This is a genomic window from Neisseria sp. HMSC056A03, assembly GCF_001815685.1.
Classification (GTDB): domain Bacteria; phylum Pseudomonadota; class Gammaproteobacteria; order Burkholderiales; family Neisseriaceae; genus Neisseria; species Neisseria subflava.
Genome location: NZ_KV821660.1, coordinates 20,140 through 44,573 on the forward strand (window position 1 = coordinate 20,140; position 24,434 = coordinate 44,573).

Annotated in this window: 23 protein-coding genes, 1 other RNA gene and 1 pseudogene; 15 read left to right on the forward strand and 10 right to left on the reverse strand. The window is 48.9% G+C overall.

What is annotated here, in order from left to right; translation table 11 throughout:
• Window positions 1–123: 123 nt before the first annotated feature.
• Together HMPREF3052_RS10025 and bioH are read right to left on the reverse strand one after the other, a co-directional pair.
• Entirely contained in the window at window positions 124–918 is a 795-nt protein-coding gene (locus HMPREF3052_RS10025) for a class I SAM-dependent methyltransferase (protein ID WP_070749702.1), read from the reverse strand.
• Between the two features lie 55 nt (window positions 919–973).
• Complete coding sequence (gene bioH / locus HMPREF3052_RS10030; protein ID WP_070749703.1) at window positions 974–1,720, reverse strand: pimeloyl-ACP methyl ester esterase BioH; 747 nt, start codon at window positions 1,718–1,720, stop codon at window positions 974–976.
• Here bioH and HMPREF3052_RS10035 point away from each other — a divergent pair.
• The 7 genes from HMPREF3052_RS10035 (at window position 1,719) to rnpB (ending at window position 5,839) form a co-directional block, all read left to right on the forward strand.
• Window positions 1,719–2,435: a ComF family protein gene (locus tag HMPREF3052_RS10035; RefSeq protein WP_070749704.1), complete on the forward strand. Its 717-nt coding sequence runs from the start codon at window positions 1,719–1,721 to the stop codon at window positions 2,433–2,435. The genes bioH and HMPREF3052_RS10035 overlap by 2 nt on opposite strands.
• Before the next feature lie 64 nt (window positions 2,436–2,499).
• On the forward strand, window positions 2,500–2,964 hold the full coding sequence (gene trmL / locus HMPREF3052_RS10040; RefSeq protein ID WP_070461542.1) for a tRNA (uridine(34)/cytosine(34)/5-carboxymethylaminomethyluridine(34)-2'-O)-methyltransferase TrmL: 465 nt from the start codon (window positions 2,500–2,502) through the stop codon (window positions 2,962–2,964).
• 48 nt (window positions 2,965–3,012) lie between these two features.
• Window positions 3,013–3,732 carry a septal ring lytic transglycosylase RlpA family protein gene (locus HMPREF3052_RS10045; protein WP_070749705.1) on the forward strand — a complete coding sequence of 240 codons (720 nt, stop codon included), beginning with the start codon at window positions 3,013–3,015 and terminating at the stop codon, window positions 3,730–3,732.
• A 98-nt stretch (window positions 3,733–3,830) separates the two neighbouring features.
• Window positions 3,831–4,415, forward strand: coding sequence for a Holliday junction branch migration protein RuvA (gene ruvA, locus HMPREF3052_RS10050; protein WP_070749706.1), 585 nt, complete (start codon window positions 3,831–3,833; stop codon window positions 4,413–4,415).
• A 13-nt stretch (window positions 4,416–4,428) separates the two neighbouring features.
• Complete coding sequence (locus HMPREF3052_RS10055; protein ID WP_070749707.1) at window positions 4,429–4,662, forward strand: methionine-binding protein; 234 nt, start codon at window positions 4,429–4,431, stop codon at window positions 4,660–4,662.
• A gap of 54 nt (window positions 4,663–4,716) precedes the next feature.
• Window positions 4,717–5,424 carry a hypothetical protein gene (locus HMPREF3052_RS10060; RefSeq protein WP_070749708.1) on the forward strand — a complete coding sequence of 236 codons (708 nt, stop codon included), beginning with the start codon at window positions 4,717–4,719 and terminating at the stop codon, window positions 5,422–5,424.
• Between the two features lie 53 nt (window positions 5,425–5,477).
• Window positions 5,478–5,839: RNase P RNA component class A (gene rnpB, locus HMPREF3052_RS10065), an RNA gene on the forward strand.
• Between the two features lie 107 nt (window positions 5,840–5,946).
• On the opposite strand, the gene HMPREF3052_RS10070 is transcribed toward rnpB, so the two are convergent.
• Together HMPREF3052_RS10070 and HMPREF3052_RS10075 are read right to left on the reverse strand one after the other, a co-directional pair.
• Complete coding sequence (locus HMPREF3052_RS10070) at window positions 5,947–7,269, reverse strand: murein transglycosylase A (protein WP_070749709.1); 1,323 nt, start codon at window positions 7,267–7,269, stop codon at window positions 5,947–5,949.
• A gap of 89 nt (window positions 7,270–7,358) precedes the next feature.
• Complete coding sequence (locus HMPREF3052_RS10075) at window positions 7,359–7,949, reverse strand: RDD family protein (RefSeq protein ID WP_070749710.1); 591 nt, start codon at window positions 7,947–7,949, stop codon at window positions 7,359–7,361.
• Between the two features lie 173 nt (window positions 7,950–8,122).
• On the opposite strand from HMPREF3052_RS10075, the gene asd reads away from it, so the two are divergent.
• Window positions 8,123–9,238, forward strand: coding sequence for an aspartate-semialdehyde dehydrogenase (gene asd / locus HMPREF3052_RS10080; protein WP_070749711.1), 1,116 nt, complete (start codon window positions 8,123–8,125; stop codon window positions 9,236–9,238).
• 60 nt (window positions 9,239–9,298) lie between these two features.
• On the opposite strand, the gene HMPREF3052_RS10085 is transcribed toward asd, so the two are convergent.
• Complete coding sequence (locus HMPREF3052_RS10085; RefSeq protein ID WP_070749712.1) at window positions 9,299–10,096, reverse strand: factor H-binding protein; 798 nt, start codon at window positions 10,094–10,096, stop codon at window positions 9,299–9,301.
• 196 nt (window positions 10,097–10,292) lie between these two features.
• Here HMPREF3052_RS10085 and HMPREF3052_RS10090 point away from each other — a divergent pair, with 196 nt between their 5' ends.
• A complete protein-coding gene (locus HMPREF3052_RS10090) occupies window positions 10,293–10,775 on the forward strand; it encodes a dihydrofolate reductase (RefSeq protein WP_070749713.1) in 483 nt (160 codons plus the stop codon).
• Window positions 10,776–10,857: 82 nt separating this feature from the next.
• On the opposite strand, the gene HMPREF3052_RS10095 is transcribed toward HMPREF3052_RS10090, so the two are convergent.
• On the reverse strand, window positions 10,858–11,124 hold the full coding sequence (locus HMPREF3052_RS10095; protein WP_070749714.1) for a DUF3079 domain-containing protein: 267 nt from the start codon (window positions 11,122–11,124) through the stop codon (window positions 10,858–10,860).
• Between the two features lie 167 nt (window positions 11,125–11,291).
• Here HMPREF3052_RS10095 and HMPREF3052_RS10100 point away from each other — a divergent pair, with 167 nt between their 5' ends.
• Window positions 11,292–11,747 carry a GNAT family N-acetyltransferase gene (locus HMPREF3052_RS10100; protein WP_070749715.1) on the forward strand — a complete coding sequence of 152 codons (456 nt, stop codon included), beginning with the start codon at window positions 11,292–11,294 and terminating at the stop codon, window positions 11,745–11,747.
• A gap of 64 nt (window positions 11,748–11,811) precedes the next feature.
• Here the strand turns inward: HMPREF3052_RS10100 and dinG are convergent, their stop codons facing one another.
• Window positions 11,812–13,962 (reverse strand): ATP-dependent DNA helicase DinG, encoded by a 2,151-nt coding sequence (dinG, locus tag HMPREF3052_RS10105; RefSeq protein ID WP_070749716.1) that lies wholly within the window; start codon window positions 13,960–13,962, stop codon window positions 11,812–11,814.
• Between the two features lie 88 nt (window positions 13,963–14,050).
• On the opposite strand from dinG, the gene HMPREF3052_RS11840 reads away from it, so the two are divergent.
• Entirely contained in the window at window positions 14,051–14,287 is a 237-nt protein-coding gene (locus tag HMPREF3052_RS11840) for a hypothetical protein (protein WP_168162746.1), read from the forward strand.
• 82 nt (window positions 14,288–14,369) lie between these two features.
• On the opposite strand, the pseudogene HMPREF3052_RS10115 reads toward HMPREF3052_RS11840, so the two are convergent.
• Window positions 14,370–14,540: pseudogene (locus tag HMPREF3052_RS10115) on the reverse strand (IS5/IS1182 family transposase); the annotation flags it as partial.
• A gap of 153 nt (window positions 14,541–14,693) precedes the next feature.
• On the opposite strand from HMPREF3052_RS10115, the gene dcm reads away from it, so the two are divergent.
• Complete coding sequence (dcm, locus tag HMPREF3052_RS10120) at window positions 14,694–17,282, forward strand: DNA (cytosine-5-)-methyltransferase (RefSeq protein ID WP_083318826.1); 2,589 nt, start codon at window positions 14,694–14,696, stop codon at window positions 17,280–17,282.
• Window positions 17,283–17,293: 11 nt separating this feature from the next.
• Window positions 17,294–18,454, forward strand: coding sequence for a restriction endonuclease (locus HMPREF3052_RS10125; RefSeq protein WP_070749718.1), 1,161 nt, complete (start codon window positions 17,294–17,296; stop codon window positions 18,452–18,454).
• Between the two features lie 63 nt (window positions 18,455–18,517).
• On the opposite strand, the gene HMPREF3052_RS10130 is transcribed toward HMPREF3052_RS10125, so the two are convergent.
• Window positions 18,518–18,889 carry a hypothetical protein gene (locus tag HMPREF3052_RS10130; RefSeq protein ID WP_070749719.1) on the reverse strand — a complete coding sequence of 124 codons (372 nt, stop codon included), beginning with the start codon at window positions 18,887–18,889 and terminating at the stop codon, window positions 18,518–18,520.
• Between the two features lie 537 nt (window positions 18,890–19,426).
• Here HMPREF3052_RS10130 and HMPREF3052_RS10135 point away from each other — a divergent pair.
• On the forward strand, window positions 19,427–20,377 hold the full coding sequence (locus HMPREF3052_RS10135; protein WP_070749720.1) for a D-2-hydroxyacid dehydrogenase: 951 nt from the start codon (window positions 19,427–19,429) through the stop codon (window positions 20,375–20,377).
• A gap of 195 nt (window positions 20,378–20,572) precedes the next feature.
• Here HMPREF3052_RS10135 and gnd read toward each other — a convergent pair whose 3' ends face one another.
• Window positions 20,573–22,021: a decarboxylating NADP(+)-dependent phosphogluconate dehydrogenase gene (gnd, locus tag HMPREF3052_RS10140; RefSeq protein ID WP_070749721.1), complete on the reverse strand. Its 1,449-nt coding sequence runs from the start codon at window positions 22,019–22,021 to the stop codon at window positions 20,573–20,575.
• A 482-nt stretch (window positions 22,022–22,503) separates the two neighbouring features.
• On the opposite strand from gnd, the gene ggt reads away from it, so the two are divergent.
• Complete coding sequence (ggt, locus tag HMPREF3052_RS10145; protein ID WP_070749722.1) at window positions 22,504–24,273, forward strand: gamma-glutamyltransferase; 1,770 nt, start codon at window positions 22,504–22,506, stop codon at window positions 24,271–24,273.
• Window positions 24,274–24,434 lie beyond the last annotated feature (161 nt).

Genomic DNA, 24,434 nt, shown 5'->3' on the forward strand with positions numbered 1-24,434 from the left:
TCTGAAAACTTTTCAGACGGCCTTTTTCATACATTTCAATCAGCGCAGGCAATCGATACAAACGCCAAACTGCATTCGACAACACACAATCGCGGTGTAAACCCTACCGGCACAACCGCCAAACTAGTCCTGCCGTTTCGGGAAAAACTGCACCACATTCTCCCCTTGCGGCAACACCAATTTCTTCACAGCATGGCCGTACACGGTTTCAAGCGTGATGTTCAGACGGCCTTCGTTGGCAAAAATCTTATCCACACATTCCTTGGCAGCTTGCGGATTGCTGAACTTCAACGCATTCCACAATCCCAAGGTTTCCATGTCCTGCCAAAACGTCCCGGCTTTTTTATAGCTCAACTCAAGCTTGGCCGTGTCGGTTACCGGATCGTAAAAGCCGTTGTCGGCGAGCATATCGCCCAAGTCGTGCATATCAATCAGCGTGGGCGCTTCGCATTCGATGCCTTCATGGTTCAGACGGCCTGTCAGCTCGGTCAGGCTGTCGCGGCCAAAGTGCGTGAAAAACAATAATCCGTCGGTTTTCAAAGCAGCGGCCCAGTTTTTCAATACCGGCAAAATATCGTCGGAGCGGCTGAGGCTGAGGTTGGCCCACAACATATCGGCGGATGCTTCGGGCAACGGCGCGGTCAGGGCTTGGCAATGCTGCGGGATGGTTTTGCCGGTCAGCTTCTGCCAGAAACCGCCTTTGCGCGCGGCGGCGGCGGTTTTCAAAAAATCGGCATTCGGATCGTATTCTTCAAACACGGCGTCGGGATAACGCGCGGCCAGCAGGCTGCGGCTGATGTCGGCATCGGCACCAATCAGCATGATGCGTTTGGGTGCATTGCGGACCAGCTGCAGGCGCTCGTCGGTGTCTTGGGCGAGATGGCGGTGAATCTGCCAGCGTTTGTCTTGTTCGGTCATGGTAGGTCGTGTCAGCGGGCTTTGCCCGACAATGTTTTTATGGTTTAAGGCTGTTTCAGACGGCCTTTTCGACAAAATTGCGGTAGATTTCGGCAAATTCGTCGGCATGGCTTAAAAAGGGCGCGTGGGCGGCTTTGTCGATAAGGACCAGCTCGCTGTCGCTCAAATGGCGGTGTAAATATTCACCCATGCGCGGCGGCGTGATGGCGTCTTTCCGTCCAAACACCAGCAATGACGGCGTTTGAATAAGCGGCAACAGCGGACGCGCATCGGCATGATTGACGGCTTCAAGCGCGGCCTGTAAGGCGGAAGGCGTGCCGCAGCGCGCCAAATCGGGCAGCACCCGGTTTAAGATTTCGCCTGAATGCGGCGTGTGCAGCAGTTGCAGTTGTAGAAACTGTTTAATATGTTTGGCATAATCCTGCTGGAATGCGCCGACCATCTTGCCCAAGGCAGGTTGCGCCAAGCCTTCGGGATAATCCGTGTCGGCAGTCAATCGGGCAAAACTTGCCGTCAGGCAGAGCGATTGGATTTTGTCGGGATAAAGCGCGGTCAGATACAGGGCAACCAGTCCACCCAGCGACCAGCCAAGAATGTGTGCCGGCGTGTCGATTTGTCCGGCGAAGGCTTCGGCAATGGCGGCAATATCAAACGGTTCGGCAAAAGGCGCATCGCCGTGTCCAGGCAAATCAAGCGCGCGGACGTCCCAATCGACAGGCAGGCGCGGTATCAAATCGTCGAATACATGGCGGTTCGCCGCCCAACCGTGTATCAGATAAACTTTTTTGGCGGAGTGTGGCATGAATGTTCTTTCTTGGTGGCGCAGTTTGAAACAGCTCAATGCGCGACGTTGCGTATTATGCCACGATTCCGTTTCAGACGGCCTTTGCCGAGGCTGCGCAAACGATTTGACGGAATATTTTATCGACGCGGCACAAAGTTGCCCTTTGTGTTTCCGCCATATCGCGGGCGGGGCAGTGTGCGGCAGTTGTCAGAAAAAGCCGCCTGCATTTGATAGAATGTGGGCCTCGCTGTATTACGAACCGCCCGTCAGCAGCATGATACGCGAGCTGAAACACTTGGCCGATTTGGGCATGAGCCAGCCGTTGGCGGATTTGATGTGCCAAAACGCACCGGACTGGCTGGCGACGGAACACTTCGATTTCGTCCTGCCCATGCCTTTGAGCAAAGAGCGGCGGCTCAAGCGCGGATTCAACCAAAGCGAGGTATTGACGGATATTTTGGCAAAACGCTACGGCTGGACGCTGCTGCCGCGCCACACGGTTTTCAGACGGCATGGCGAGCCGCAAAGTACGCTGAAAAGCGGCGAACGTCTGCGAAATATCAAGAATGCATTTAAAATCAAAGCCGAATTGCCGAAGGCGTGTAATATTCTGTTAATTGATGATGTCTTCACCACCGGCTCGACTTTAAACGAATTGGCGAAAACGCTGAAAAAATCAGGCGCAGGTAAGATTTTTTGCTGGAGTTTGGCGCGTCCGCCAATGAAAAAATAGCTTAAAGTTTTTGACACCCATGGAACATTTCGGCATTATGCCACTCTATAAGTGATTGATTTATATGTTTACCATAGTTTTGTACCAACCCGAAATCCCGCCCAATACGGGCAATATCATCCGCCTGTGCGCCAATACCGGTGCTGATTTGCACTTGGTCAAACCGCTTGGTTTCCCTCTGGATTCGTCCAAAATGAAGCGTGCGGGCTTGGATTATCACGAGTTTGCCAAACTAACGGTACATGAGAATTTCGATGATTGCCTCAAGGCCCTTGAAGGCCGCCGTATTTTCGCGCTGACCACCAAAGGCTCCACCCGCCCCGACGAAGTTTCCTTCCGCGAAGGCGACGTGTTGCTGTTTGGTCCCGAAACACGCGGCCTGCCTGCCGAAGTTCTCGACAGCCTGCCTGCCGGACAAAAAATCCGCCTGCCGATGATGCCCGACAGCAGGAGCATGAATCTTTCCAATACCGTCGCCGTCATTCTGTTTGAAGCATGGCGACAAAACGGTTTTGCCGGCGGCGTATAACAGGCCGTCTGAAACCGCTGCGTTATCAACTCAAGAACGGAACCCGTTTTGACTTTTACTAAAAAAACCCTCCTTTCCTTAGCCGCCGCCACCATCGGCGTCCTTTCCATCAATGCCGCCGTTGCCGACAGCGTGGTCCGAGTCGAAAAACTGCATCCTTCTGCCAACCGCAGTTACAAAGTTGCCGGCAAACGCTACACGCCGCTGACCAAAGTTTCCTCTTTCAGCCAAACCGGCAAAGCCTCATGGTACGGCAGCCAATTCCACGGCCATAAAACTTCCAGCGGCGAGCGTTACAATATGAACGCCCTCTCCGCCGCCCACAAAACCCTCCCTATTCCCAGCTACGCACGCGTGACCAATATGCAAAACGGCAAAAGCGTCATCGTCCGCGTCAACGACCGCGGCCCTTTCCACGGCAACCGCGTCATCGATGTTTCCAAAGCCGCCGCCCAACAATTGGGTTTCATCAACCAAGGCTCGGCCAACGTCAAAGTTGAGCAAATCATCCCCGGCCAAACCGCCGCTCAAACCATTATTTCCCCAAACAACAAAGAATTTTTTGTTGATTTGAAATCCTTCGGTACCCAACGCGAAGCACAGGCTTATTTGAACCAAGCCGCACAAAGCCTGCCATCCGACAGCAAAGTCATGCTTGAAAAACGCAACTACGAATACGTTGTCAAAATGGGTCCGTTCAGCAGCCAAGAACGTGCCGCCGAAGCAGGCGAACGCGCCCGCCATATGAACCTGGCATCCGCCATCTGATTTCGTCCGCGTTACCGCTGAAGTTTGATACAATACAAGGCCGTCTGAAACCCAATTGCAAGGTTTCAGACGGCCTTTTTTAATCACAGGGGAACACCATGATCAGCAGGCTCACAGGCAAATTGATTGAGAAAAATCCGCCGCAGGTCGTTATCGACGTCAACGGCGTCGGTTATGAAGCCGACGTTTCCATGCAGACTTTCTACAACCTGCCCTCCGTTGGCGAAACCGTCCATCTTTACACCCAGCTTGTCGTCCGCGAAGACGCGCATTTGCTGTTTGGTTTCGCCTCAGCCGAGGAACGCGCCACCTTCCGCCAACTGGTCAAAGTCAGCGGCATCGGTGCCAAAACCGCATTGGGTATTTTATCAGCCATGAATGCCGACGAGCTGGCGCAAGCCATCGCCGAAGAAGACGTCAAACGCCTCTCCTCCGCCCCCGGTATCGGCAAGAAAACCGCCGAACGCATGGTGTTGGAACTGCGCGGCAAACTTGTATCCCATACCGTTTCAGACGGCCTGTTTGCCCCTGTTGCCGTTGCCGACGAAAGCCAAGATATCATCAACACCCTGCTTGCCCTCGGCTACAACGAACGCGAAGCCAAAGCCGCCACCAAAGGCATTCCTAAAGGCACGGAAGTCGGCGAAGGCGTGCGGCTGGCCTTGAAAAACCTGCTTAAATAAGGCCGTCTGAAACATGAAGGCATTGGCCCTGAGCATCACCCTCTTACTGAGCGCGTGCGTCTATACCGAGACTCCGTATGGGCGCACCGCCGTCTTGGACCTGCCCGTCCACTCGCAAACCACCGTCAACAAAACCGTGACCATCAACGCCCCGCCGGGGACGACCGTCATTTACCAAGACAGCCAACCCGTTCACAACCATCCGGCTTATCCCGTCTATCCGCGCCGGGTTTATCATTATCGATAAACAACGCTGACCGTTTGAAACCATATGTTCAGACAGCCTGTTGAGAGACCAACCATGAAATACATCCTTCCCCTGCTTTTACTCCTAAGCGCCTGCACACCGGACACCAAGACCACAGATGCCGCATCCTCCCCAAAAACACACGGCTTCGCACACCGCCTGACCGAAGGCGAAAAACTGCTGACCCAAGCCCTCATCAAACAAGACCTCGCCGCCTACTTCAAACACGAAACCGGCGGCGCATTTGCCGAACAAGCCCCCTTATTCTCGGCCCAACAACTTGCCGAACAGAAAAACATCCCCAAAAACGATGCCATCGGTGTTTACGGCAAAATCATCAAAGCCCAAGGCCGAACCGCCTGGCTGCAAACCGACAAGCAAACCCTCAAACTCGATTTGGCCGAACCGCTGCAAGAAGCGGAAGGCGAAGTTACCCTCGTCTGCCAACATGAAAACACTGCATTTCAAGACTGCCAAACAGAAGAAAACTTCGCCCGACGCTTTACAGAACAAATTTTCTCGGCGGTCGAGTCCGGGCGCGTATCCGCCCAAACAGACGCACCGGCCGAAGAAATCATGGCCGGCCGCCTCATCCCATTTTTGAGTGCCGCCAGCGACTTTACCGGCAACTTCAAAGCCTGCGCCACCACCATGACCGAATACTGCACCAGCCGCCTGGCACGCGAAATGCCCGAATCCGCAGTCCGCAAAAAAGCACAGGAATTGGGTTTAACCGAAATAGCATTTAAAAAGAAAAAATAAATATTTAGGCCGTCTGAACCTTATGGCGACTGTGCTATAATCCGCGACTCATACAGGTCGGACAGACAGTCGCCGCGTATCGCGTAAGGCATACGGGGAGGAAAGTCCGGGCTCCATAGAGCAGAATGCCGGCTAACGGCCGGGCGCGGCAACGCGACGGAAAGTGGAACAGAAAGCAATACCGCCGATGATTGCCTTCGGGCAAAACAGGTAAGGGTGAAAAGGTGCGGTAAGAGCGCACCGTGCATTTGGTAACAAAGCGCAGCAGGCTAAACCCCATTCGGAGCAAGACCAAACAGAACGCGATGACGCTGCTCGCCGAGCGTTCGGGTAGGTTGCTTGAGCACACCAGCAATGATGTGCCTAGAGGAATGACTGTCCGCGACAGAACCCGGCTTACCGTCCGAGCTGTATGTCCCCATACCGCGGCAGGTTTTCAAAACCTGCCGCATTTTTATAGAAATAAAAAGGCCGTCTGAAACCTGAATCTTGGTTTCAGACGGCCTTTTTTTAAACCGCTGTTTATGGACGGTATTCCGGTTTCATGCCGTTGGGCAGGAGCTGCCATACATAGCCGGTGGTTTTCATTTTGCCGGCCACTTCGCCTGCTTCGTCGCCATATCCCCAGAAATAATCCACACGGACCGCGCCTTTAATCGCGCTGCCGGTATCTTGCGCCATAATCAGGCGGTTGAGGGCTTTTTTAGTGGTCGGGTGGGCAGTGGCGACAAATAATGGTGCGCCAAGCGTGATGTAGTGACGGTCGATGGCACCGGCGTATTCGCCCATCAATGGCGTACCCAATGCGCCCACCGGGCCGGAATCACTACTGCCGGTCAGCTCGCGGAAAAAGACGTAGCTTGGGTTTTGTCCCAAAACTTCGGCAAGGCGGCCGGGGTTTTGCTTCATATAGGCCTTGATGCCCTGCATGCTGGTCTGACCCAGCGGCAGATAGCCTTTGTCCGCCATATAGCGGCCGATGGAAACATACGGATGTTCGTTTTTATCGGCAAATCCGACGCGGATGTATTTACCGGACGGCGTTTTCAGACGGCCTGAACCTTGAATGTGCATAAAGAAAAGTTCGACCGGATCATCTGCGTAACCCAAAATCGGCGCTTTGCCGTTAAGCGCGCCGCCGTTGATTTGGCTACGGGTGTAGTAAGGAACGAAGCGGCTGCCTTCAAAACGGCCTTTCAGCGCAGTGCTACGTGCTGTAATCGGGAATCTGGACAAATCGGCCGTGTATGTGCCGCTATTGTCGATGACGCCGCTATTTTGGCCGGTTTGGCGGATGCGGACGGTGGCTTTGCTGCCTCTCAAGTTTGCAGCCAGCGGAACGGAAACAAAATCGTTCGGAATGCCGTAAATAGGGAAACGGGATTGGCTCGTGGATTTGTCGTCGCCGTGCAGGACCGGTTCGTAATAGCCGGTAATGGTACCGGCAGGATTGCCGCCGTTATCGACGCGCCATGCGGTGAAATAGCGCTCGAAAAAGTGCTTGGCTTGGAAATGGTGCACCGGCGTTTGCATGGCTTGGATACAAACGTCCTGCCAGCCTTGGCGGTTTTTAAGTTTTTCACAGCCTAAACGGAAAGACTGCAGGCTTTTGGTAAAGTGTTGGAGGTCCCAGTGCGGCAATTCGTTGTAGGAAACTACGGTGTAGTTTGCTCCTCCCCCGCTCACTGTCGTACCGACGGGATCGGGCGTACCGGTGGGGCGGTCGGGGCCTTTGATAACGCTGGTGTCGGTTTCGGGGAGGTTTTTAATGCTTTTGCTCGGACAGGCGGCAAGAATGGCTGCGGCAATGCTGACGAGCGTGATGCGGTACAGATGTTTTTTCATGGAATCAATAGCGTGTCGAAAGGCCGTCTGAAAGCTATTTTTCAGACGGCCTATGTTGGAAAGTGCTGATTTTAACACAAAAAAGCCATTTATCGGCGCGGCGGCAATTTGACGACAACCGTATCGGCCAGCATATCGTAGAGCGTACGGCGGTCGCGTTTGACCATAAAGAGCAGGACAAAGTTGGCAAGAAATGCCAGCAGGTTGATGGCGCTTTCTCCGTTTTCACCTGCTATAAGACCGATAATGGCGGCAATAATGGCAACCAAAACCGACCATGCGATTTCGCGTACCAAAACCGTACCGACAAAACCGGGATTACGTCCGTCAGTTTTCAACACCCTGATTTTCATAATTTTCTTACCTAATGACTGCCCATCCCTGCTCATATAGTAGATTTGGACGACGCTATAAACCAAAATGGCGACCAACCCGATCCAAAACGATGCCATACCTGCCAACAGTCCGAATATTTCCTCACTGTCGCCGATTCTGCCTTCATGCTTGACGGCGAAGATAATCAGTCCGACAAACGGCACCAACAAAACTAAAAAGGTAAACAATTGGTTCAACAGGGCCGCAAGTATCCTGTCTCCGGCACCGGCAACCGTTACCTCGATTTCCTGAATGTCAGACCTGCCGACACCGGCCGCACCGATATAGTTATTTCTTTCTTCCATGTTTCTTCCTGATAATTGTTCTTAACTGACCCCAATTCTACCGTCCTTACACCAAAAACGCCAATATTTAAAGAAATCCCGATAAAGAACTTTACATTTTCTTAAGACGGCGTTAAAACACTTCCTTTACGCAATACATAATTTTGTTAACGATTTTCCTCAAGGAGCAACACATGAAAGTAGGTTTTGTCGGCTGGCGCGGTATGGTCGGCTCTGTTTTGATGCAGCGTATGAAAGAAGAAAACGACTTCTCCCACATTCCCGAAGCGTTTTTCTTTACCACTTCCAACGTCGGCGGCGCGGCCCCTGATTTCGGTCAGGCAGCCAAAACATTGTTGGATGCCAACGATATTGCCGAATTGGTAAAAATGGACATCATCGTTACCTGTCAGGGTGGTGATTACACCAAATCCGTCTTCCAACCCCTGCGCGACAGCGGCTGGAACGGATACTGGGTTGACGCGGCGTCATCCCTGCGCATGAAAGACGACGCGATTATCGTCCTCGACCCAGTCAACCGAAACGTCATCGACAACGGCCTCAAAAACGGCGTGAAAAACTACATCGGCGGCAACTGCACCGTTTCCCTGATGCTGATGGCGCTGGGCGGCCTGTTCCAAAACGATTTGGTCGAATGGGCGACCAGCATGACCTACCAAGCCGCATCCGGCGCGGGCGCGAAAAACATGCGCGAACTCATCAGCGGCATGGGCGCGATTCACGCCCAAGTGGCGGACGAGCTTGCCGATCCTTCCAGTGCGATTCTCGACATCGACCGCAAAGTGTCCGATTTCCTGCGCAGCGAAGACTATCCAAAAGCCAACTTCGGCGTACCGCTTGCCGGCAGCCTGATTCCGTGGATTGACGTGGATTTGGGCAACGGCCAGTCCAAAGAAGAATGGAAAGGCGGTGTGGAAACCAACAAAATCCTCGGCCGCAGCGACAATCCGACCGTAATCGACGGTTTGTGCGTCCGCATCGGCTCTATGCGCTGCCACAGCCAAGCCATCACCCTGAAGCTGAAAAAAGACCTGCCCGTTTCCGAAATTGAAGCGATTTTGGCAGGCGCGAACGACTGGGTGAAAGTCATCCCCAACGAAAAAGAAGCCAGCATCCACGAGCTGACGCCCGCCAAAGTAACCGGTACGCTGTCCGTCCCCGTCGGACGCATCCGCAAACTGGGCATGGGCGGCGAATACATCAGCGCGTTCACCGTCGGCGACCAGCTCTTGTGGGGCGCTGCCGAGCCGTTGCGCCGCGTATTGCGCATTATCTTGGGCAGCCTGTAATTTAGGTTGGCATGAAAAAAGCAACAAGGCCGTCTGAACCTTTTCAGACGGCCTTGTTTCCTATTCTTTCTTACCGGCCAAACCGATTTCTTTGGTGGAATCGCCAACTTTGATTTGCGCCTTACCGGCAATTTCTTCAGCCTGCGGACCGAAGAGTTTCAAATCATAACGGCCGTTTTCCACGCCGTTCAAACTGGTTTTACCGCTGATGGCGGCTTTACCATTGTTATTGGCAATGCCTGCGGCAAGCAGGTCGACATTATTGTGGGAAGCCATGCTGCTGATTTTGCCGTAACCTTGTTTTTTATCGAAATCGACGGTGTATTTCAGACGGCCGCTGCGGTCATCGCCGTTAAACGCAATGCCCGAATACTGATAGCTGCCTTGTTTGGGTAAATTGCGGTAAGCGGTTTCATCGCCTTGGACTTCGCCGACAGTGAATGTGTATGTATCGAGGTTTTGCAGCTTGCCCGCGTTATCGGCTTTTTGTTTGGCGTAACGCGCAGCAACAGCGGAATAATTTTGTTTATACACTTGGAAGTCGCCCGTTTCCAAAGTGATGACTTGGCCTTTTACCTTAATTTTTTGGGCGTAGTCGTAAGAGGACACTTTATCGGTTTTCAAAAAGCCGGTATCGAGTTTGCCGCCTTTTTGCAGGGTTTGCGTTTTACCGTTGGCCGTCAGCTCCAACGTACCGTTTTCAGGGACGGATTCGTTCAATTCAACGGACAACACGCCTTTCGGATGCGGATTGAGCGGTTCGGTCACGGCATTCGACAAGCCGCTTGTTGCGCCACCGCAGGCAGCCAACATCAAAGACAGGGAAGCAGTCAAAGCAGAAACATGAAAAGTTCTCATCATTTTTTCCTTTCCTTTTTATTTGGTATGATATTTATTATATACCTAAAAAAATGAACAATAAATGATTTTTGTCAAAATTAAGCATTTTAAATATCTATTTCATGAATATTGAAATATTTTTAAAACAACGGATATTCCGTTAATCCAGAATCCCTTCCGCTATAATCATTTTATTTTGCAAACGGACTTCATCATGCCGAAAATCACCCTTATCGCCGCCTACGCCGCCCGCCGCTGTATCGGCATCAACAACACCATGCCTTGGCATTTGCCCGAGGATTTTGCCTTTTTCAAATCCTACACCACCGGCAAACCCGTCATTATGGGCCGCAAAACATGGGAGTCGCTGCCGCGCAAGCCGCTGCCCGGCCGTCAAAATATCGTCATCACCCGCCAAGATTATCAGGCCGAAGGCGCGCAAACGGCGGCCTCTTTGGAAGATGCGCTGGCTTTGTGTCAGGATGCGGAAGAAGTCATCATCATGGGCGGTGCGCAAATTTATGCACAAGCCCTACCGATTGCCACCGATTTGCGTTTGACCGAAGTCGGTTTGGATGTGGACGGCGATGCATTTTTTCCTGAGTTTTCCACAGAAACATGGCAAGAAGCCTCTCGGGAAAACCATGTTTCCGCCAAAGGCATTGAATACGCGTTTGTGCATTATGTGAAGGCATAATCTGACAACGCAAAGGCCGTCTGAAACCCTGTTTTTCAGGTTTCAGACGGCCTTTTTATTTCGTTTGTTTATAACATACCGTTTAAGCCGTTTTGTTCTTCAAAGGCAGCTTGATATGCGGTTTGGCCGGCTTGGGCGCTTCTTTCAGTCCAAGTTCGATTTGCTGCTCCTCGCTCAACAAATTGCTCCAGTCGCCTTTTTTATACCAGTCGCGGCCGTCCAACTCGATGGGGTGTTGGATGCGTTCGCAACCGTTGCCGCATTGCAAATCGTCTTCTTTGCAGTATTTGTCGCAACCCCAGCAGATACGCTCGGGATTTTTCGGGAAAATGGAAAATTTCTTGGCCATGGTGTGCTTCTTTTGTTTGTGTGCGATATGGGCAGAATTATAAGTGATTTGAATGGGGCTGGCGGCGGGTTTATCGTGTTTTACGCTGATTTTTTAAGATGTGTTAACCTTTCAGACGGCCTATACCGTGAAAACTATCCCTACTCGGTACAACAAGAGAACCCGATATGAACATATGCCGTCTGAAGCCTGAATTTGTCGAGCCTTTAGCCCTCGCGCTGTTTGAGGAATGGCACGATTTTGCGCCGTGGTCGTCTATGGACAAAATCCGTGCGTATTACGCGCAGTGCCTTAATGGGGATGACTTGCCGCTGGCGTTTGCGGCTGTGGATAACGAAGGGCGGCTGATGGGTTCGGCGGCATTAAAGCGGTTTGATATGGCGTGTTCTCCCGAATACGAATATTGGCTGGGCGATGTGTTCGTTTTGCCGCAATTTCGCGGTTTGGGCATAGGCAGGCAGCTGGTTTCGTTTTGTCTGGATAAAGCACGCGAACTGGGTTTGCCGCATCTGTATCTCTATACGCCGGATGTGCAGGCCGTGTATGAAAAGTTCGGCTGGAAGGAAATCACCCAGACTTGGCACAACGGGGAAACCGTATCCGTCATGAAATTGGATTTATAGCTTGAAAAGAATAAAAGGCCGTCTGAACATTTGGTTTCAGACGGCCTTTTTTAATTATCCACAACTACCCTATCCGCTTAAACGGTGGCAGACAGGCCAATAATTGTTGGCCGTAGCGTTGCGTTTTGACGCGGTTGTCGAGGATGGTTACTCGGCCGTAATCCTGTTCGGTACGGATAAGGCGGCCGACGGCTTGGATTAATTTGATGCTGGCTTCTGGCACCGTAATTTCGATAAAAGGATTGCCGCCGCGTTGTTCAATCCAACGGTTTTGGGTTTTCTCGATGGGATTGTCCGGCATCGCAAACGGCAGCTTGGCAATAATGACTTGCACGCAGGCCGTGCCGGGCAGGTCGAGGCCTTCGGCAAAACTGTCGAGGCCGAAAATAATGCTGGCTTTGCCTTCGGCAATGGCTTGATGGTGCCTTTGCAACAGGACAGCCTTGGGCAACTCGCCTTGTACAAGCAGAAGCGGCAAGTATTCGTCAGGCAGTCGTAAGGCGACATCCTGCATTTGCTTGCGCGAGGAAAACAGCACCAGCGTGCCGATGGCTTCAACCGGTGAAACCAGCTTCGGCAACCATTCGACAATGGCGGCCGTATGCGCATCAGGGTCTTTGGGGCTGGCGTGTACGGGCGGAATATACAGCTCGCCTTGCGTATCGAAATTAAACGGGCTTTCCAAAGCAAGCGTGGTGGTTTCAGGCAGCCATAATAGGCCGGTTTGGCGCAAAATCAGGTTGAAGCTGCCGAGCGATTGCAGGGTGGCCGAAGTCAACACCGCGCCTGCCGCGCGCCGCCACAAGCTGTTGGCAAGGTGGGATGCGCTGCTGATGGGGCTGGCGTTGAAAATGTAGTCGTTTTTGTCGTCGGCACGGCGGGTTATCCATTTCGCCAACGGCTCTTCGCCTTCAATGGGAACGGTGGAGAGTAAATCCCAAACCGCACTGATTTGTTCGATACGGGCGATAAAAAGGCCGAACTCGCTGGTCAGGCGGTCGAGGAGCGCGCCGTCCTGCTCTTTTTCGCGGCGCGCGGCAGAAAGCGCATCGTTCAAGCCGACGACGTGCTTGAGCAGGCTGCGTGCAGCAATGGCCGTATTGGAAACTGTGGTTTCCAGACCTTCGGGAATTTTGCCGTCTTCCCACAGCCAAGTCGGTTCGTTGTGTTTCCGCCTATCGTTTTCAGACGACCCCAAACTTAAAGACGGCTCTTCCGCCAAATGGAACTGCCATTCATGCAGGCTGTCGAGCAAAGATGTAGCAGCTTCGTCGGCGAGGTTGGCAAGTTCGGCTTTATCGGTAAGCGCGGCAATTTTGCCGGTAAGCTGCGGCAATTTTTCCAGCATCCAAACGGCAATATTCCATGAATGTTCGGCGGCAAAACGGCTGAGGGCTTTTTTGGGCAGGTGGTGCGCTTCGTCTATGCAATAGAAACTGTTTTCGGGCGCAGGCAGAATCACGCCGCCCCCCATGCTGATGTCGGCAAGCAGAAGATCATGGTTGGCAACGACGACATCGACGGTTTCCAAGACATCGCGCGCCAGGTAAAACGGACATTCCGCACGGTTGGGACAGGCGGATTTCAGGCAGCCGTGGCGGTCGTTGGTAACTTTGAGCCAAATCGCGTCATCGATTTTTTCCGGCCAAGCGTCGCGGTCACCATTAAAACGGCGGGCAGAAAATTCATCGGCAATGTCACGCAGCAGGTTCAATTCTTCCGACTTGGGTTTGCTGTCCCACAACACTTCCGTCGCTTCAAAACCAAGCAGGTTTTGCTGGGCGTTGTTTTGCGTCAGTTGATAGAGTTTGTAAGGGCAAAGATAACGGCCGCGCCCTTTGGCAAGCGCAAAGGTCAGCTCCAAACCGCTTTTTTCGACCAGAAACGGCAAATCGCGGTCAACCAACTGCTCCTGCAAGGCCACCGTCGCGCTGCTGACAATCAACCGTTTGCCGCGTGTTTGCGCCATAATGCCGCCGGCCAAAAGGTAGGCCAATGATTTACCCACGCCGGTCGGCCCTTCGATCACGGCAATGCTCTCTCCCTCGCGTTTGGGCGCTTCTTCGCCTTCTTCACGCGTCAACGTCCGCGAAAAAGCGTTGGCAATCGCCGCAATCATTTCCCGCTGCGAAGCGCGCGGACGGAAACCGGGCAGGTTTTTGCCGATGTTTTGGTAATGGTCGCGGATGGCGTTTTTTTCTAAATCGGTGAGCATGGTGTTTTGTACGGCGGTAGAAGTGGGCTTATTTTAACATTGCACGGAAGCGGTACAATATCGTTGTCGGAATAGGGGAAGGTAAACCGTGTGGACGTGGTTGGTTTTTTGGTTGCAGCGTTTGAAATACCCGTTGTTGCTTTGGATTGCGGATATGCTGCTGTACCGGTTGTTGGGCGGTGCGGAAATCGAATGCAGCCGTTGCCCTGTGCCGCCAATGACGGATTGGCAGCATTTTTTGCTGGCGATGGGAACGGTGTCGGCTTGGGTGGCGGTGATTTGGGCATATCTGATTATTGAAAGTGAAAAAAGCGGAAGATATTGAGTCATTCGGACACAATGCCGTCTGAAACGGAAGTTCAGACGGCATTTGTTTTAGGTTGCCGTACCGCTTAGGGAATACCGGCGACAGGATAGGCGGGACGGCTGCGATGGCCTCTAAGGTAACGGGTTCTTTGACGATTCAGGTATTGTTCGATCGGTTGCCAATCAATCACTTGATCCAACTTCAATAGTGGGAAGCGGTCGATGTGTTTGGCAATCATGGCTTGTGCGGTTTGTTGGAAGAAGGTGGTCATGAGAAATCCCCTAAATGTCTTGGTGGGGGTTTAGGGGATTTTGCAAAGGTCTCAGGTTGGCGTTCAGACGGTGTTTCTATTAAAAACGTACCTCAAGTTTGAAACGCATTGCAAAAAACACCGCTGTATATCCGTTCAAACAGCACTTTTTTGATGAAAAATCAATATAGTAAATCATTGCATGGCGTGTTTTACCTTGCCTTCTATGATAAAATACACGCATTTTTTGCAGAGCAGTTGTTTCAACTCATCATAAATATGAACAAAAAACCCACCTACATCAGTTTATTTAGCAGTGCAGGCGTTGGTTGCTATGGTTTTAAAACCAATGGTTTTGAATGCGTAGCAACCAACGAACTTTTAGAAAAACGCCTAAAAATCCAAAAATATAATCAAAAATGCCGCTTTGATTCAGGTTATATTGCTGGCGATATTACCCTGCCTGAAACCCAAGCCAAACTGTTTGCCGAAATTCGACGCTGGAATACTGAAATTGATGTTGTGATTGCCACACCACCTTGCCAAGGAATGTCGGTTGCCAACCATAAAAAAAATAATGAAATGGCAAGAAATTCTTTGGTCGTGGAATCAATCAAAATCGTTCGGGAAGTTCAGCCCAAATTTTTTATTTTTGAAAACGTCAAAGCCTTTTTAAATACACCCTGCACCGATACCGATCATCAAGAAAAGCCGATTGAGGAAGCCATTTGGTCAAATTTGGGCGGACATTACAACATTCTATCCAACGTACTAAATTTTAAAGATTATGGTGCAAATTCCAGTCGTACCAGAACGCTGGTGATTGGCGTGCGAAAAGATATTCATCACATTACGCCGTACGATATTTTCCCCAAGCAAACACCGCCAAAAACCTTGCGTACATTGCTGGCTGACCTGCCGCCTTTAATGCAAATGGGCGAAATTAGCGATGATGATATTTACCATAGCTATCGCGAATTTGATCGCCGTATGTTGCCGTGGATTGCACAGCTTAAAGAAGGCGAGTCAGCTTTCCAAAATACTGATCCTGCACGCATTCCCCATCAAATTAAAAATGGTGAAATTATCTACAATCAAAACAAAAATGGAGACAAATACGCCCGTTGGTTTTTAGATCGTGAGGGTCCGTGCATCCATACCCGTAATGACATTTTAGCCAGCCAAAACACCATCCACCCCACTGAAAACCGTGTATTTTCCGTGCGTGAACTCATGCGTATGATGTCAATTCCGCCATCATTTAAATGGACGGCACAAGATGAAAAACAGCTTAATGCACTGTCATTTGATGAGAAAAAAACCTTTTTGAAAAAAGAAGAGCTGAATATCCGCCATTGTATCGGTGAATCTGTGCCAACCGCTGTTTTGGCCAATGTCGCACAAAACATTCAGGCAGCCTTGCAACAGTCCGAACTGTCAATGACGGAAATTCAAAATTTAATCAAACGAGAAAATTTATCCCTTGCCGATAATCTCTACCGATTTATTGAGCAACATTTTGACGCATATCCATTCAGTCGGCTTTTGCAAATTGCTGAATACGCTAATGCTGCCCGTAGCGAAACGGCTGCTTATTTTACCCGTATTGATATTGCTTTCGGACTGGTTAATGCTCTTCCTGATTTCAAAAAGAAAAAAAACTTACGGATTTTAGAACCCTCTGTCGGCATTGGTAATTTCATTCCACTACTGGCAAAAAAATATGCAGACAAAGAAAAAGTTATTTTTGATTTGGTGGATATTGACTCAAACAGTTTAAATCTCCTGTCATTGCTGCTGAAAAAATTAAATTTAGGCAGTAAATTTGAGTTCAATATTATTCATCAGGATTTTTTAACCGCAACGCTGCCTGAAAACTATGATCTAGTCATCGGCAATCCACCATACGGCAAAGTTAAGGCAAGTGATAAAAATTTGGCACTATACCGTAAAAATGCTACCAATAAAGATACGCAAAATATTTTTTCATTTTTTATTGATAAGGCTCTGACGCTCAGTAAAACCGTGGCTTTGGTTGTTCCCAAAAGTGTGATTAACGCCCCCGAGTTTCAAATAACCCGACAACAACTTATCACAGCCAATATCAACCGCATTATTGATTACGGCGAGAAAGCATTTAAAGGCGTAAAAATAGAGACGATTGCCTTTATTGCCGATCAAACCGACAAAGACAATCAACATATTACGATAGAAAGCCATATCCAAGAAACGTTGATACAAAACTGTAAAAACTATTTTTTTTCTGATAATTTCCCTTATTGGTTGATTTATCGTAATAGTGAATTTGATCAAATTGCACAAAAATTGGAATTTAATGTATTTCAATCATTCCGAGATCGCCAAATTACCAAATCACATACACAGAATAGTGGCAATGTTCGGGTTTTAAAATCCCGTAATATCGGTAACAACGAGATTATTGATATTGAGGGCTATGATAGTTATGTGGATTCAGTTGCCCCTTTTTCTGTCGGCAAATTTATTAACCGTAAAAATGTCGTGATGATTCCCAATCTGACTTACAAACCTCGGGCAGCATTTTTGCCTGAAAACAGTATTGCTGATGGCTCGGTTGCCCTACTGACAATGAAAAAACACGAAAAAATCCTAACCCAACGAGATCTCGCATACTATGCAACTCCCGAATTTGAGCAGTTTTACCGTGTTGCCCGTAATTATGGTTCTCGTTCAATGAATATAGACAATCATTCCGTGTTTTTTTTCGGATTGCTAAAAGATTAGAGGAGTAAAAAATGAATATGGAAAATTATTTTTCTAACTTAAATTTAGATATCAGAACACATAAACTCGGCACATTTACCGATCAAAAAGTAACCCCGGATGTATTATGTGCCGTAGCAGAATGTATCAGCGAATATGTTGAAAAGATTGGAGAAATATTTAGCATTAACGATATTCGTTATTCAGATTATGCCGAATATATCGCCACCGCCGTATTTAAAAAACCATCCATTGAAAATGCCGGTAGCGAATACAATAAATTTTTTTCACAACCGATTAAAATGCTGAGCTATTGTGGCGTATTAAGCGAAGAAAAGTTTTCTAGATACTATCGGTACGGCGTACAGAATAATAAAATCCTGCAATATATTGCCAATCGTGAAAGAAATGCCCTAAATTTCATCCAAGCATTTAGTGAAAAATTATTAAAAGACAGTGGTATTTATCCAAAATTTGCCGATTTTTTTGCCCAGCCTAATAAAAATACGTTTGAAAGTATGAAAACGGCGTTTACCGATCTTGTTATCCAAAACACACCCAAAAATACCGAAGTAGAAGTTCGCCGTATTTTTACCAAAATCATTAATCCATTGGCTTATAAACATAATACTTTTGGCACAAGAAAAGGGAGTATTTCCAATACCCCCATTACATTAGACGAGCTTTATTACAATCGCCTAAACTGGCGAGATAAAGGCAAAGAAAAATCGCTCACTCGCAAAGAAGCTCAAGCTCTATTTGCCGATAGTGCAAATGCCGCAAATTTGAATTATTTAGTTAATAAAGCCAAAAAATTTGTCAAAACGCTACACAAAACCAGCGAAGTTCAACGTTTTGATCCCACAGAAGCCAATCAGGCACATCATATTTTTATGGCAAGCGAATTTCCTGATTTAGCATCGCTGCCTGAAAATCTGATTTGCCTGACACCAAACCAGCATTTCAATTTGGCTCACCCAAGCAATAAAACCGCCGTTATTGACAAACATTACCAGCGTATTTGCCTGATGGCGAAATTGGACAGTATTGAGCAAGATAACCATGCTAATACAGGCAATTACGATTACCATGAATTTATTCATGTACTCAATACAGGATTTAATACAGATCAGTTTGATGTTTCTATGAGTTACGAAACATTGAAGCATCGTATTTTAATGTTTGATTTTTAAATAAATATTTTAAAAATAAAAAACACGAATCTCATGAAGCAGATTCGTGTTTTAAATTAGAATTTACATATTCGCACCAGCATCAAATTCTACATGAAATTGAGACGGAATATTTGCTTTTATTGTTGAAAGATTTTGTTTTCCACCAGAAACAAAACCTAACTGAGATAGCATTTCAAAAAGCTCATTACAATTTAGCCTATATGCAATATTACCTACGCCTGCCGTAAATTTAAATCCTAGTGGCACAAAAATATTTTGTGCTTTACTTGAGAAAAACTGTATACGTCCCTCATCACCCCAAGCACCTTGCACACTATTTTTTTCAAAAACCAAATTTACATCATTAGGATGATTTGCCAAATAGCCGATAAACTTGTAAAGGTCCTTTTCATCACAATTGATTTGATGATTTTGACCTAATGTAATATTCATTAATTATCTCCTTAATAAATTAATTTTAATGATATATTCCCCAAGATTTTCATCTTATCAGTATCTATTGCTGAATTATAAGAATTGAAACTCCTATGTCAACGTCCGACCAAAAAATTCTCCGAGCTTGTCGCTGATTTGGTTGACATATTCAGGTTGAGACCTTTGCAAAGTACCTCTCTTCACCTTTTCGCTGACAGTCGAAACCCAAACACAGGTTTTCGGCTGTTTTCGCCACAAATCACTCCTAATTCTACCTAAATACCCCCTTAATCCTCCCCGGATACCTGATAATCAGGCATCCAAGGGGGATCAGGGTAGAATCAGTGGATATTTGAAACAAAAACAGCCGAAAACCTGTGTTTGGGTTTCGGCTGTTGGAAGGAAAGGAATTTTGCAAAGGTCTCATGCTGTTTTCCTAATACATTGATGTTTGAATCGCTACATAATAATTATTATCAACTAACGCGTATATTTTAAATCCTTTATTCTGATTTAGATTTTATAAATCGATATTTTATTTTTGATAGGAATTTTATGAACCCGCTCCATATTGTCGTCCTCGACCGCGATACCCTCGTCAACCGCCCGTTTGATTTCGATTTTCCACATACATTGAGCAGCTACGGCACAACCGAAGCGCACGAAACGCTGGAGCGCATCCGCGGCGCAGACATTGTGATTACCAATAAAGTCGTGATTTCCGCCCAAGCATTTGCCAAAAATCCACAACTCAAGCTGGTTGCCGTTACCGCGACAGGCGTCAATAATGTGGATGTTGAGGCTGCCAAACAAAACGGCACGGCAGTGTGCAATATCCGCGCTTACGGCAATGAATCCGTGGCGGAACACGCGTTTATGATGATGATTACCCTGATGCGCAACCTGCCTGCCTATCAGCGCGACGTTGTGGCAGGCTTGTGGGAAAATTCGCCGTTTTTCTGCCACCTCGGCGCTCCTATGCGCGATTTAAACGGTAAAACTCTGGCGATTTTCGGTCGCGGCAATATCGGTAAAACGCTGGCAACTTATGCTCAGGCTTTCAAAATGAATGTCGTGTTCGCCGAACATAAAAATGCCCAAAGCGTCCGCGACGGCTATGTTTCCTTTGACGAAGCTATCCGCTCTGCCGATGTCGTGTCGCTTAATTGCCCGCTCACGCCGCAAACGGCAAACATGATAGGCGAAGCCGAATTGCAACAAATGAAATCCGGCGCCATCCTCATTAACTGTGGGCGCGGCGGCTTGGTCGATGAAGCCGCTTTGGTTGCGGCGTTGAAATACGGCCAAATCGGCGGTGCAGGTTTTGACGTGTTGACACAAGAGCCGCCGCGCGACGGCAATCCTCTGCTGAAAGCCCGACTGCCCAACCTCATCGTCACGCCTCACATTGCATGGGCAAGCCAAGAGGCCGCCAACCGTCTGTTTGACATCCTTTTGGACAACATCAACCGCTTCGTGGCCGGCAATCCGCAAAATCTGGTTTAATCTATGGAAAACCTGTTGATAAGGTTGTGAACAATTTTAAAGGCAGTCTGAACTATTCAGACGGTCTTTATTAATCCTTATTTATTTCATAAAGTTACCTATAAAATAGGTTAAATTGTTTCATTCTTCATTGTGGATAACCCTATAAAAAGGCCGCCTGAAATACTCAGACGGCCTTTTGTTTGCCCGGGCAAATTAAATATCGTATGTCGTTGAAGCGGTATCGCCGCCCTTACCTGTCCAGTTGGTATGGAAGAACTCGCCGCGCGGTTTGTCGGTGCGCTCGTAGGTGTGCGCGCCGAAGTAGTCGCGTTGGGCTTGCAGCAGGTTGGCGGGCAGGCGTTCGGTGGTGTAGCCGTCGAGGAAGGTAATCGCGGAAGCCATGCAGGGCATGGGGATGCCGCATTCGATGGCTTTGGCGACCACTTTGCGCCATGCGGGCAGGCAGTTTTCCAATACGCCTTTGAAATAGGGGTCGGAACCCAAGAACACTAAATCGGGATTGGCTTCGTATGCGTCGCGGATGTTGCCCAAGAACGCGCTGCGAATGATGCAGCCTTCGCGCCACAGAAGGGCGGTGTTGCCGTAGTTCAATGCCCAATCGTTGTTTTCGCTGGCTTCGCGGATGAGCATGAAGCCTTGTGCGTAGGAGATGATTTTGGATGCCAACAGGGCTTGGCGCAGGGCTTCGACCCATGCGGCTTTGTCGCCTTCGACGGGGCTGATGGTTTTGTCGAACAAGCCGCCGGTTTGGACACGTTGGTCTTTTAACGCGGACACGCAGCGGGCGAACACGGCTTCGGAAATCAGCGTCAGTGGGATACCCAAATCGAGGGCGTTGATGCCTGTCCATTTGCCTGTGCCTTTTTGACCTGCGGTATCGAGGATTTTTTCAACCAAAGGTTCGCCGTTTTCATCTCTATAACCCAAAATCGCGGCGGTAATTTTAACCAGATAAGAATCCAGTTCGGTTTTGTTCCACTCGTTGAAGATTTGGTGCATTTCATCATAAGACAGGCCCAAACCATCTTTCATAAATTGGTACGCTTCACAAATCAACTGCATGTCGCCGTATTCGATGCCGTTGTGCACCATTTTGACGAAGTGGCCCGCGCCGTCTCGGCCTACCCAGTCGCAGCAAGGCTCGCCTTGAGGTGTTTTGGCGGAGATGGCTTGGAAAATCGGTTTAACGGCAGGCCATGCAGCTTCGTCGCCGCCGGGCATGATAGAAGGGCCGTGACGCGCGCCTTCTTCGCCACCGGAAACGCCCGCGCCGATGAAGCGGATGCCTTTTGCCGCCAGCTCGTGTGTACGGCGGGTGGAATCAGGATAGTTGGCATTGCCGCCGTCAATAATGATGTCGCCTTGCTCCAAAAGCGGAACGAGTTGCTCGATAAAATTGTCAACAACAGAACCAGCGCGCACCATCATCATGATTTTGCGTGGTTTTTCTAATTTATCAACCAGATCTTGCAGTGAATATGCGCCGATAATATTGGTATTTTTGGCTGCGCCGTTGAGAAAATCGTCTACTTTAGCGGTGGTCCGGTTGTACGCCACGACTTTGAAACCGCGATCGTTCATATTCAAAATCAAGTTTTGACCCATAACGGCCAAGCCAATGACGCCGATATCGCCTTTCATTGATGGAAGCTCCATTATTAATTTAATTTATCAGCCGTAACTCTAGCTGATTTACAACTTTTTAACAATCCTTAACTTTTTAATTTTTTGAAAAGATGCCTTTACGTTTCAGACGGCCTTTTCCTTTGGGAAAACAAACTATAAATTAGATTTTAAATAATAAATAGAAGATGATATTGAGTGCTGCCCCAGCTTGTTGATAACTTTGATTACAAAAGATTTTCAAATACTTAGCTGATATTTTTTGATGAGGATAAAGTATGGTCGGCCTTGTTTGCAGATGTGGATAAATTTTTCCTGCTGCTTCGTTCTGTGGGTAACTTTTTGCCTGTGCACAATCTTAGCTTGTTTTATACTTTCTTTAATCGGAACTAATTGACTAGAGAAATAGTCAAATGGTTTTTTATTTCAAGCTATTTTCATATTTCCTTTTATTTAATCTGGGAAAAGGCCATCTGAAAATATTTCAATAAGGTGTGCATATGAAGTTTTCCTTTAGTATTAACCTGTTATCCGTTTTGATTTTGGTCGCTTGTGCGCAACAGCCGGTTCAAAAGCCTCAAGTTGCCCTGCCCTCCGTATCTGTGGACAATCATGCGCCGGAGCAAGGAACAGGGCTGACGGAGCAGAAGTTAATCCGCGCCAAACATTATATGGCGGCGTCTGCCAATCCGTTGGCGACCGAAGCGGGTTACGAAATATTGAAACGCGGCGGCAGCGCGATAGATGCGATGATCGCCATGCAGACGACCTTGGGTCTGACCGAGCCGCAGTCTTCCGGTTTGGGCGGCGGTGCGTTTTTGGTGTATTGGGACAATAAGGCGAAAAAGCTGACGACTTTTGATGCCCGTGAAACAGCGCCGAAAGCGGCAACACCGGAACTTTTCTTAGACGAAAACGGCAAACCGATGGGCTTTATGAAAGCGGTGGTCGGCGGCCGTTCGGTCGGTGTGCCGGGGATTCCGAAGCTGCTGGAAGATGTTCATAAGCGTTACGGCAAATTGTCGTGGGCAAGTTTGTTTGAGAAACCGATTACTTTGGCGGAACAAGGTTTTGCCGTTTCTCCGCGTATGGCGAAATCCATCGAACAAAATTTGGAACCCTTGCAACGTTATCCGCAAACCGCCGCGTATTTCCTGCCTGACGGCAAGCCTTTGGCAGCGGGAACGGTGTTGAAAAACCCTGAATTTGCCCGCTCCGTTCGCCTGTTGGCGGAAAAAGGCAGTGCGCCGTTTTATCAGGGGGCGCAGGCGCAGAATATTGTCCGTGCCGTTACCAGTGCTGTGGATAATCCCGGCAAAATCAGTTTGTCGGATTTGAAAAACTACCGCGTTATCGAGCGTCAACCGGTTTGTGCGCCCTATCGTGAATACGAAGTTTGCGGCATGGGCGCGCCAAGTTCGGGCGCGATTGCTTTGGGCGAGATTTTGGGCGTCTTGCAAAATCAGGATATGAAGGCGTTGGGATCGGAAAATATCCACAGTTGGCGCTGGATAGGCGATGCGTCGCGGATTGCGTTTGCCGACCGCGATCATTACATTGGCGATCCCGCGTTTGTCAACGTGCCGACCCGTGCTCTGATTTCGCAGGCTTACCTGAAACCGCGTGCCGAAGAAATCCGCCAAGCCGACAAGGCGTTGGAAAACATTCAGGCGGGCAAGTTTGGCAAGAAATACGCGCAGGGCATGGCGGTAGAGCTGCCGTCCACCAGTCATTTGGTGGTGGTGGATAAAGACGGCAACGTTGTATCGATGACGACTTCGATTGAAAACGCATTTGGTTCGGGTCTGATGGCAAACGGCTATCTGCTCAACAATGAATTGACCGATTTTGCTTTCAACCCTGTCGGAGAAGACGGTAAAACGGTGGCAAACAGCGTTGCCGGTGGAAAACGTCCGCGTTCTTCGATGGCACCGACCATCGTGATGAAAGACGGCAAACCTTATATGGCGGTCGGTTCACCCGGCGGCAGCCGCATCATCGGTTTCGTTGCCAAAACGCTGGTGGCGCATATCGACTGGGGCATGGATATTCAGGCGGCAATCTCTCTGCCGAATATGCTCAATCGCGGCAGCCAGTATGAAATCGAGGAAAAAACCGCTGCGGCGGACAAAGCGGCAGCCTTGGAAAAACTGGGCTATAAAGTCCAAATCCGCGATTTGAATTCCGGCGTACAAGGCATTGTGATCGGCAAAGACGGTTTGCTCGGCGGTGCCGACCCGCGCCGCGAAGGCAAAGTCATGGGCGATTGATATTGTCGGTTTGACATGAAAAAGGCCGTCTGAAATCTAGTTGTTCAGACGACCTTTTAATTTGGGAAAATATATGGATAAGATGTGTATAAGAATAACATTAAATTTTAATATTTTTATTTTTCAATAAGATAAAAGGGGTGAATATGTGGGTAATTACT

Excerpts from the sequence above, each read along its gene's own strand:
- HMPREF3052_RS10025 (WP_070749702.1), bottom strand. The coding sequence starts at position 918 with ATGACCGAACAAGACAAACGCTGGCAGATTCACCGCCATCTCGCCCAA.
- HMPREF3052_RS10035 (WP_070749704.1), top strand. The coding sequence starts at position 1,719 with ATGAATGTTCTTTCTTGGTGGCGCAGTTTGAAACAGCTCAATGCGCGA.
- bioH (WP_070749703.1), bottom strand. The coding sequence starts at position 1,720 with ATGCCACACTCCGCCAAAAAAGTTTATCTGATACACGGTTGGGCGGCG.
- trmL (WP_070461542.1), top strand. The coding sequence starts at position 2,500 with ATGTTTACCATAGTTTTGTACCAACCCGAAATCCCGCCCAATACGGGC.
- ruvA (WP_070749706.1), top strand. The coding sequence starts at position 3,831 with ATGATCAGCAGGCTCACAGGCAAATTGATTGAGAAAAATCCGCCGCAG.
- HMPREF3052_RS10055 (WP_070749707.1), top strand. The coding sequence starts at position 4,429 with ATGAAGGCATTGGCCCTGAGCATCACCCTCTTACTGAGCGCGTGCGTC.
- HMPREF3052_RS10060 (WP_070749708.1), top strand. The coding sequence starts at position 4,717 with ATGAAATACATCCTTCCCCTGCTTTTACTCCTAAGCGCCTGCACACCG.
- HMPREF3052_RS10070 (WP_070749709.1), bottom strand. The coding sequence starts at position 7,269 with ATGAAAAAACATCTGTACCGCATCACGCTCGTCAGCATTGCCGCAGCC.
- HMPREF3052_RS10075 (WP_070749710.1), bottom strand. The coding sequence starts at position 7,949 with ATGGAAGAAAGAAATAACTATATCGGTGCGGCCGGTGTCGGCAGGTCT.
- asd (WP_070749711.1), top strand. The coding sequence starts at position 8,123 with ATGAAAGTAGGTTTTGTCGGCTGGCGCGGTATGGTCGGCTCTGTTTTG.
- HMPREF3052_RS10085 (WP_070749712.1), bottom strand. The coding sequence starts at position 10,096 with ATGAGAACTTTTCATGTTTCTGCTTTGACTGCTTCCCTGTCTTTGATG.
- HMPREF3052_RS10090 (WP_070749713.1), top strand. The coding sequence starts at position 10,293 with ATGCCGAAAATCACCCTTATCGCCGCCTACGCCGCCCGCCGCTGTATC.
- HMPREF3052_RS10095 (WP_070749714.1), bottom strand. The coding sequence starts at position 11,124 with ATGGCCAAGAAATTTTCCATTTTCCCGAAAAATCCCGAGCGTATCTGC.
- HMPREF3052_RS10100 (WP_070749715.1), top strand. The coding sequence starts at position 11,292 with ATGAACATATGCCGTCTGAAGCCTGAATTTGTCGAGCCTTTAGCCCTC.
- dinG (WP_070749716.1), bottom strand. The coding sequence starts at position 13,962 with ATGCTCACCGATTTAGAAAAAAACGCCATCCGCGACCATTACCAAAAC.
- dcm (WP_083318826.1), top strand. The coding sequence starts at position 14,694 with ATGAAAAATCAATATAGTAAATCATTGCATGGCGTGTTTTACCTTGCC.
- HMPREF3052_RS10125 (WP_070749718.1), top strand. The coding sequence starts at position 17,294 with ATGAATATGGAAAATTATTTTTCTAACTTAAATTTAGATATCAGAACA.
- HMPREF3052_RS10130 (WP_070749719.1), bottom strand. The coding sequence starts at position 18,889 with ATGAATATTACATTAGGTCAAAATCATCAAATCAATTGTGATGAAAAG.
- HMPREF3052_RS10135 (WP_070749720.1), top strand. The coding sequence starts at position 19,427 with ATGAACCCGCTCCATATTGTCGTCCTCGACCGCGATACCCTCGTCAAC.
- gnd (WP_070749721.1), bottom strand. The coding sequence starts at position 22,021 with ATGAAAGGCGATATCGGCGTCATTGGCTTGGCCGTTATGGGTCAAAAC.
- ggt (WP_070749722.1), top strand. The coding sequence starts at position 22,504 with ATGAAGTTTTCCTTTAGTATTAACCTGTTATCCGTTTTGATTTTGGTC.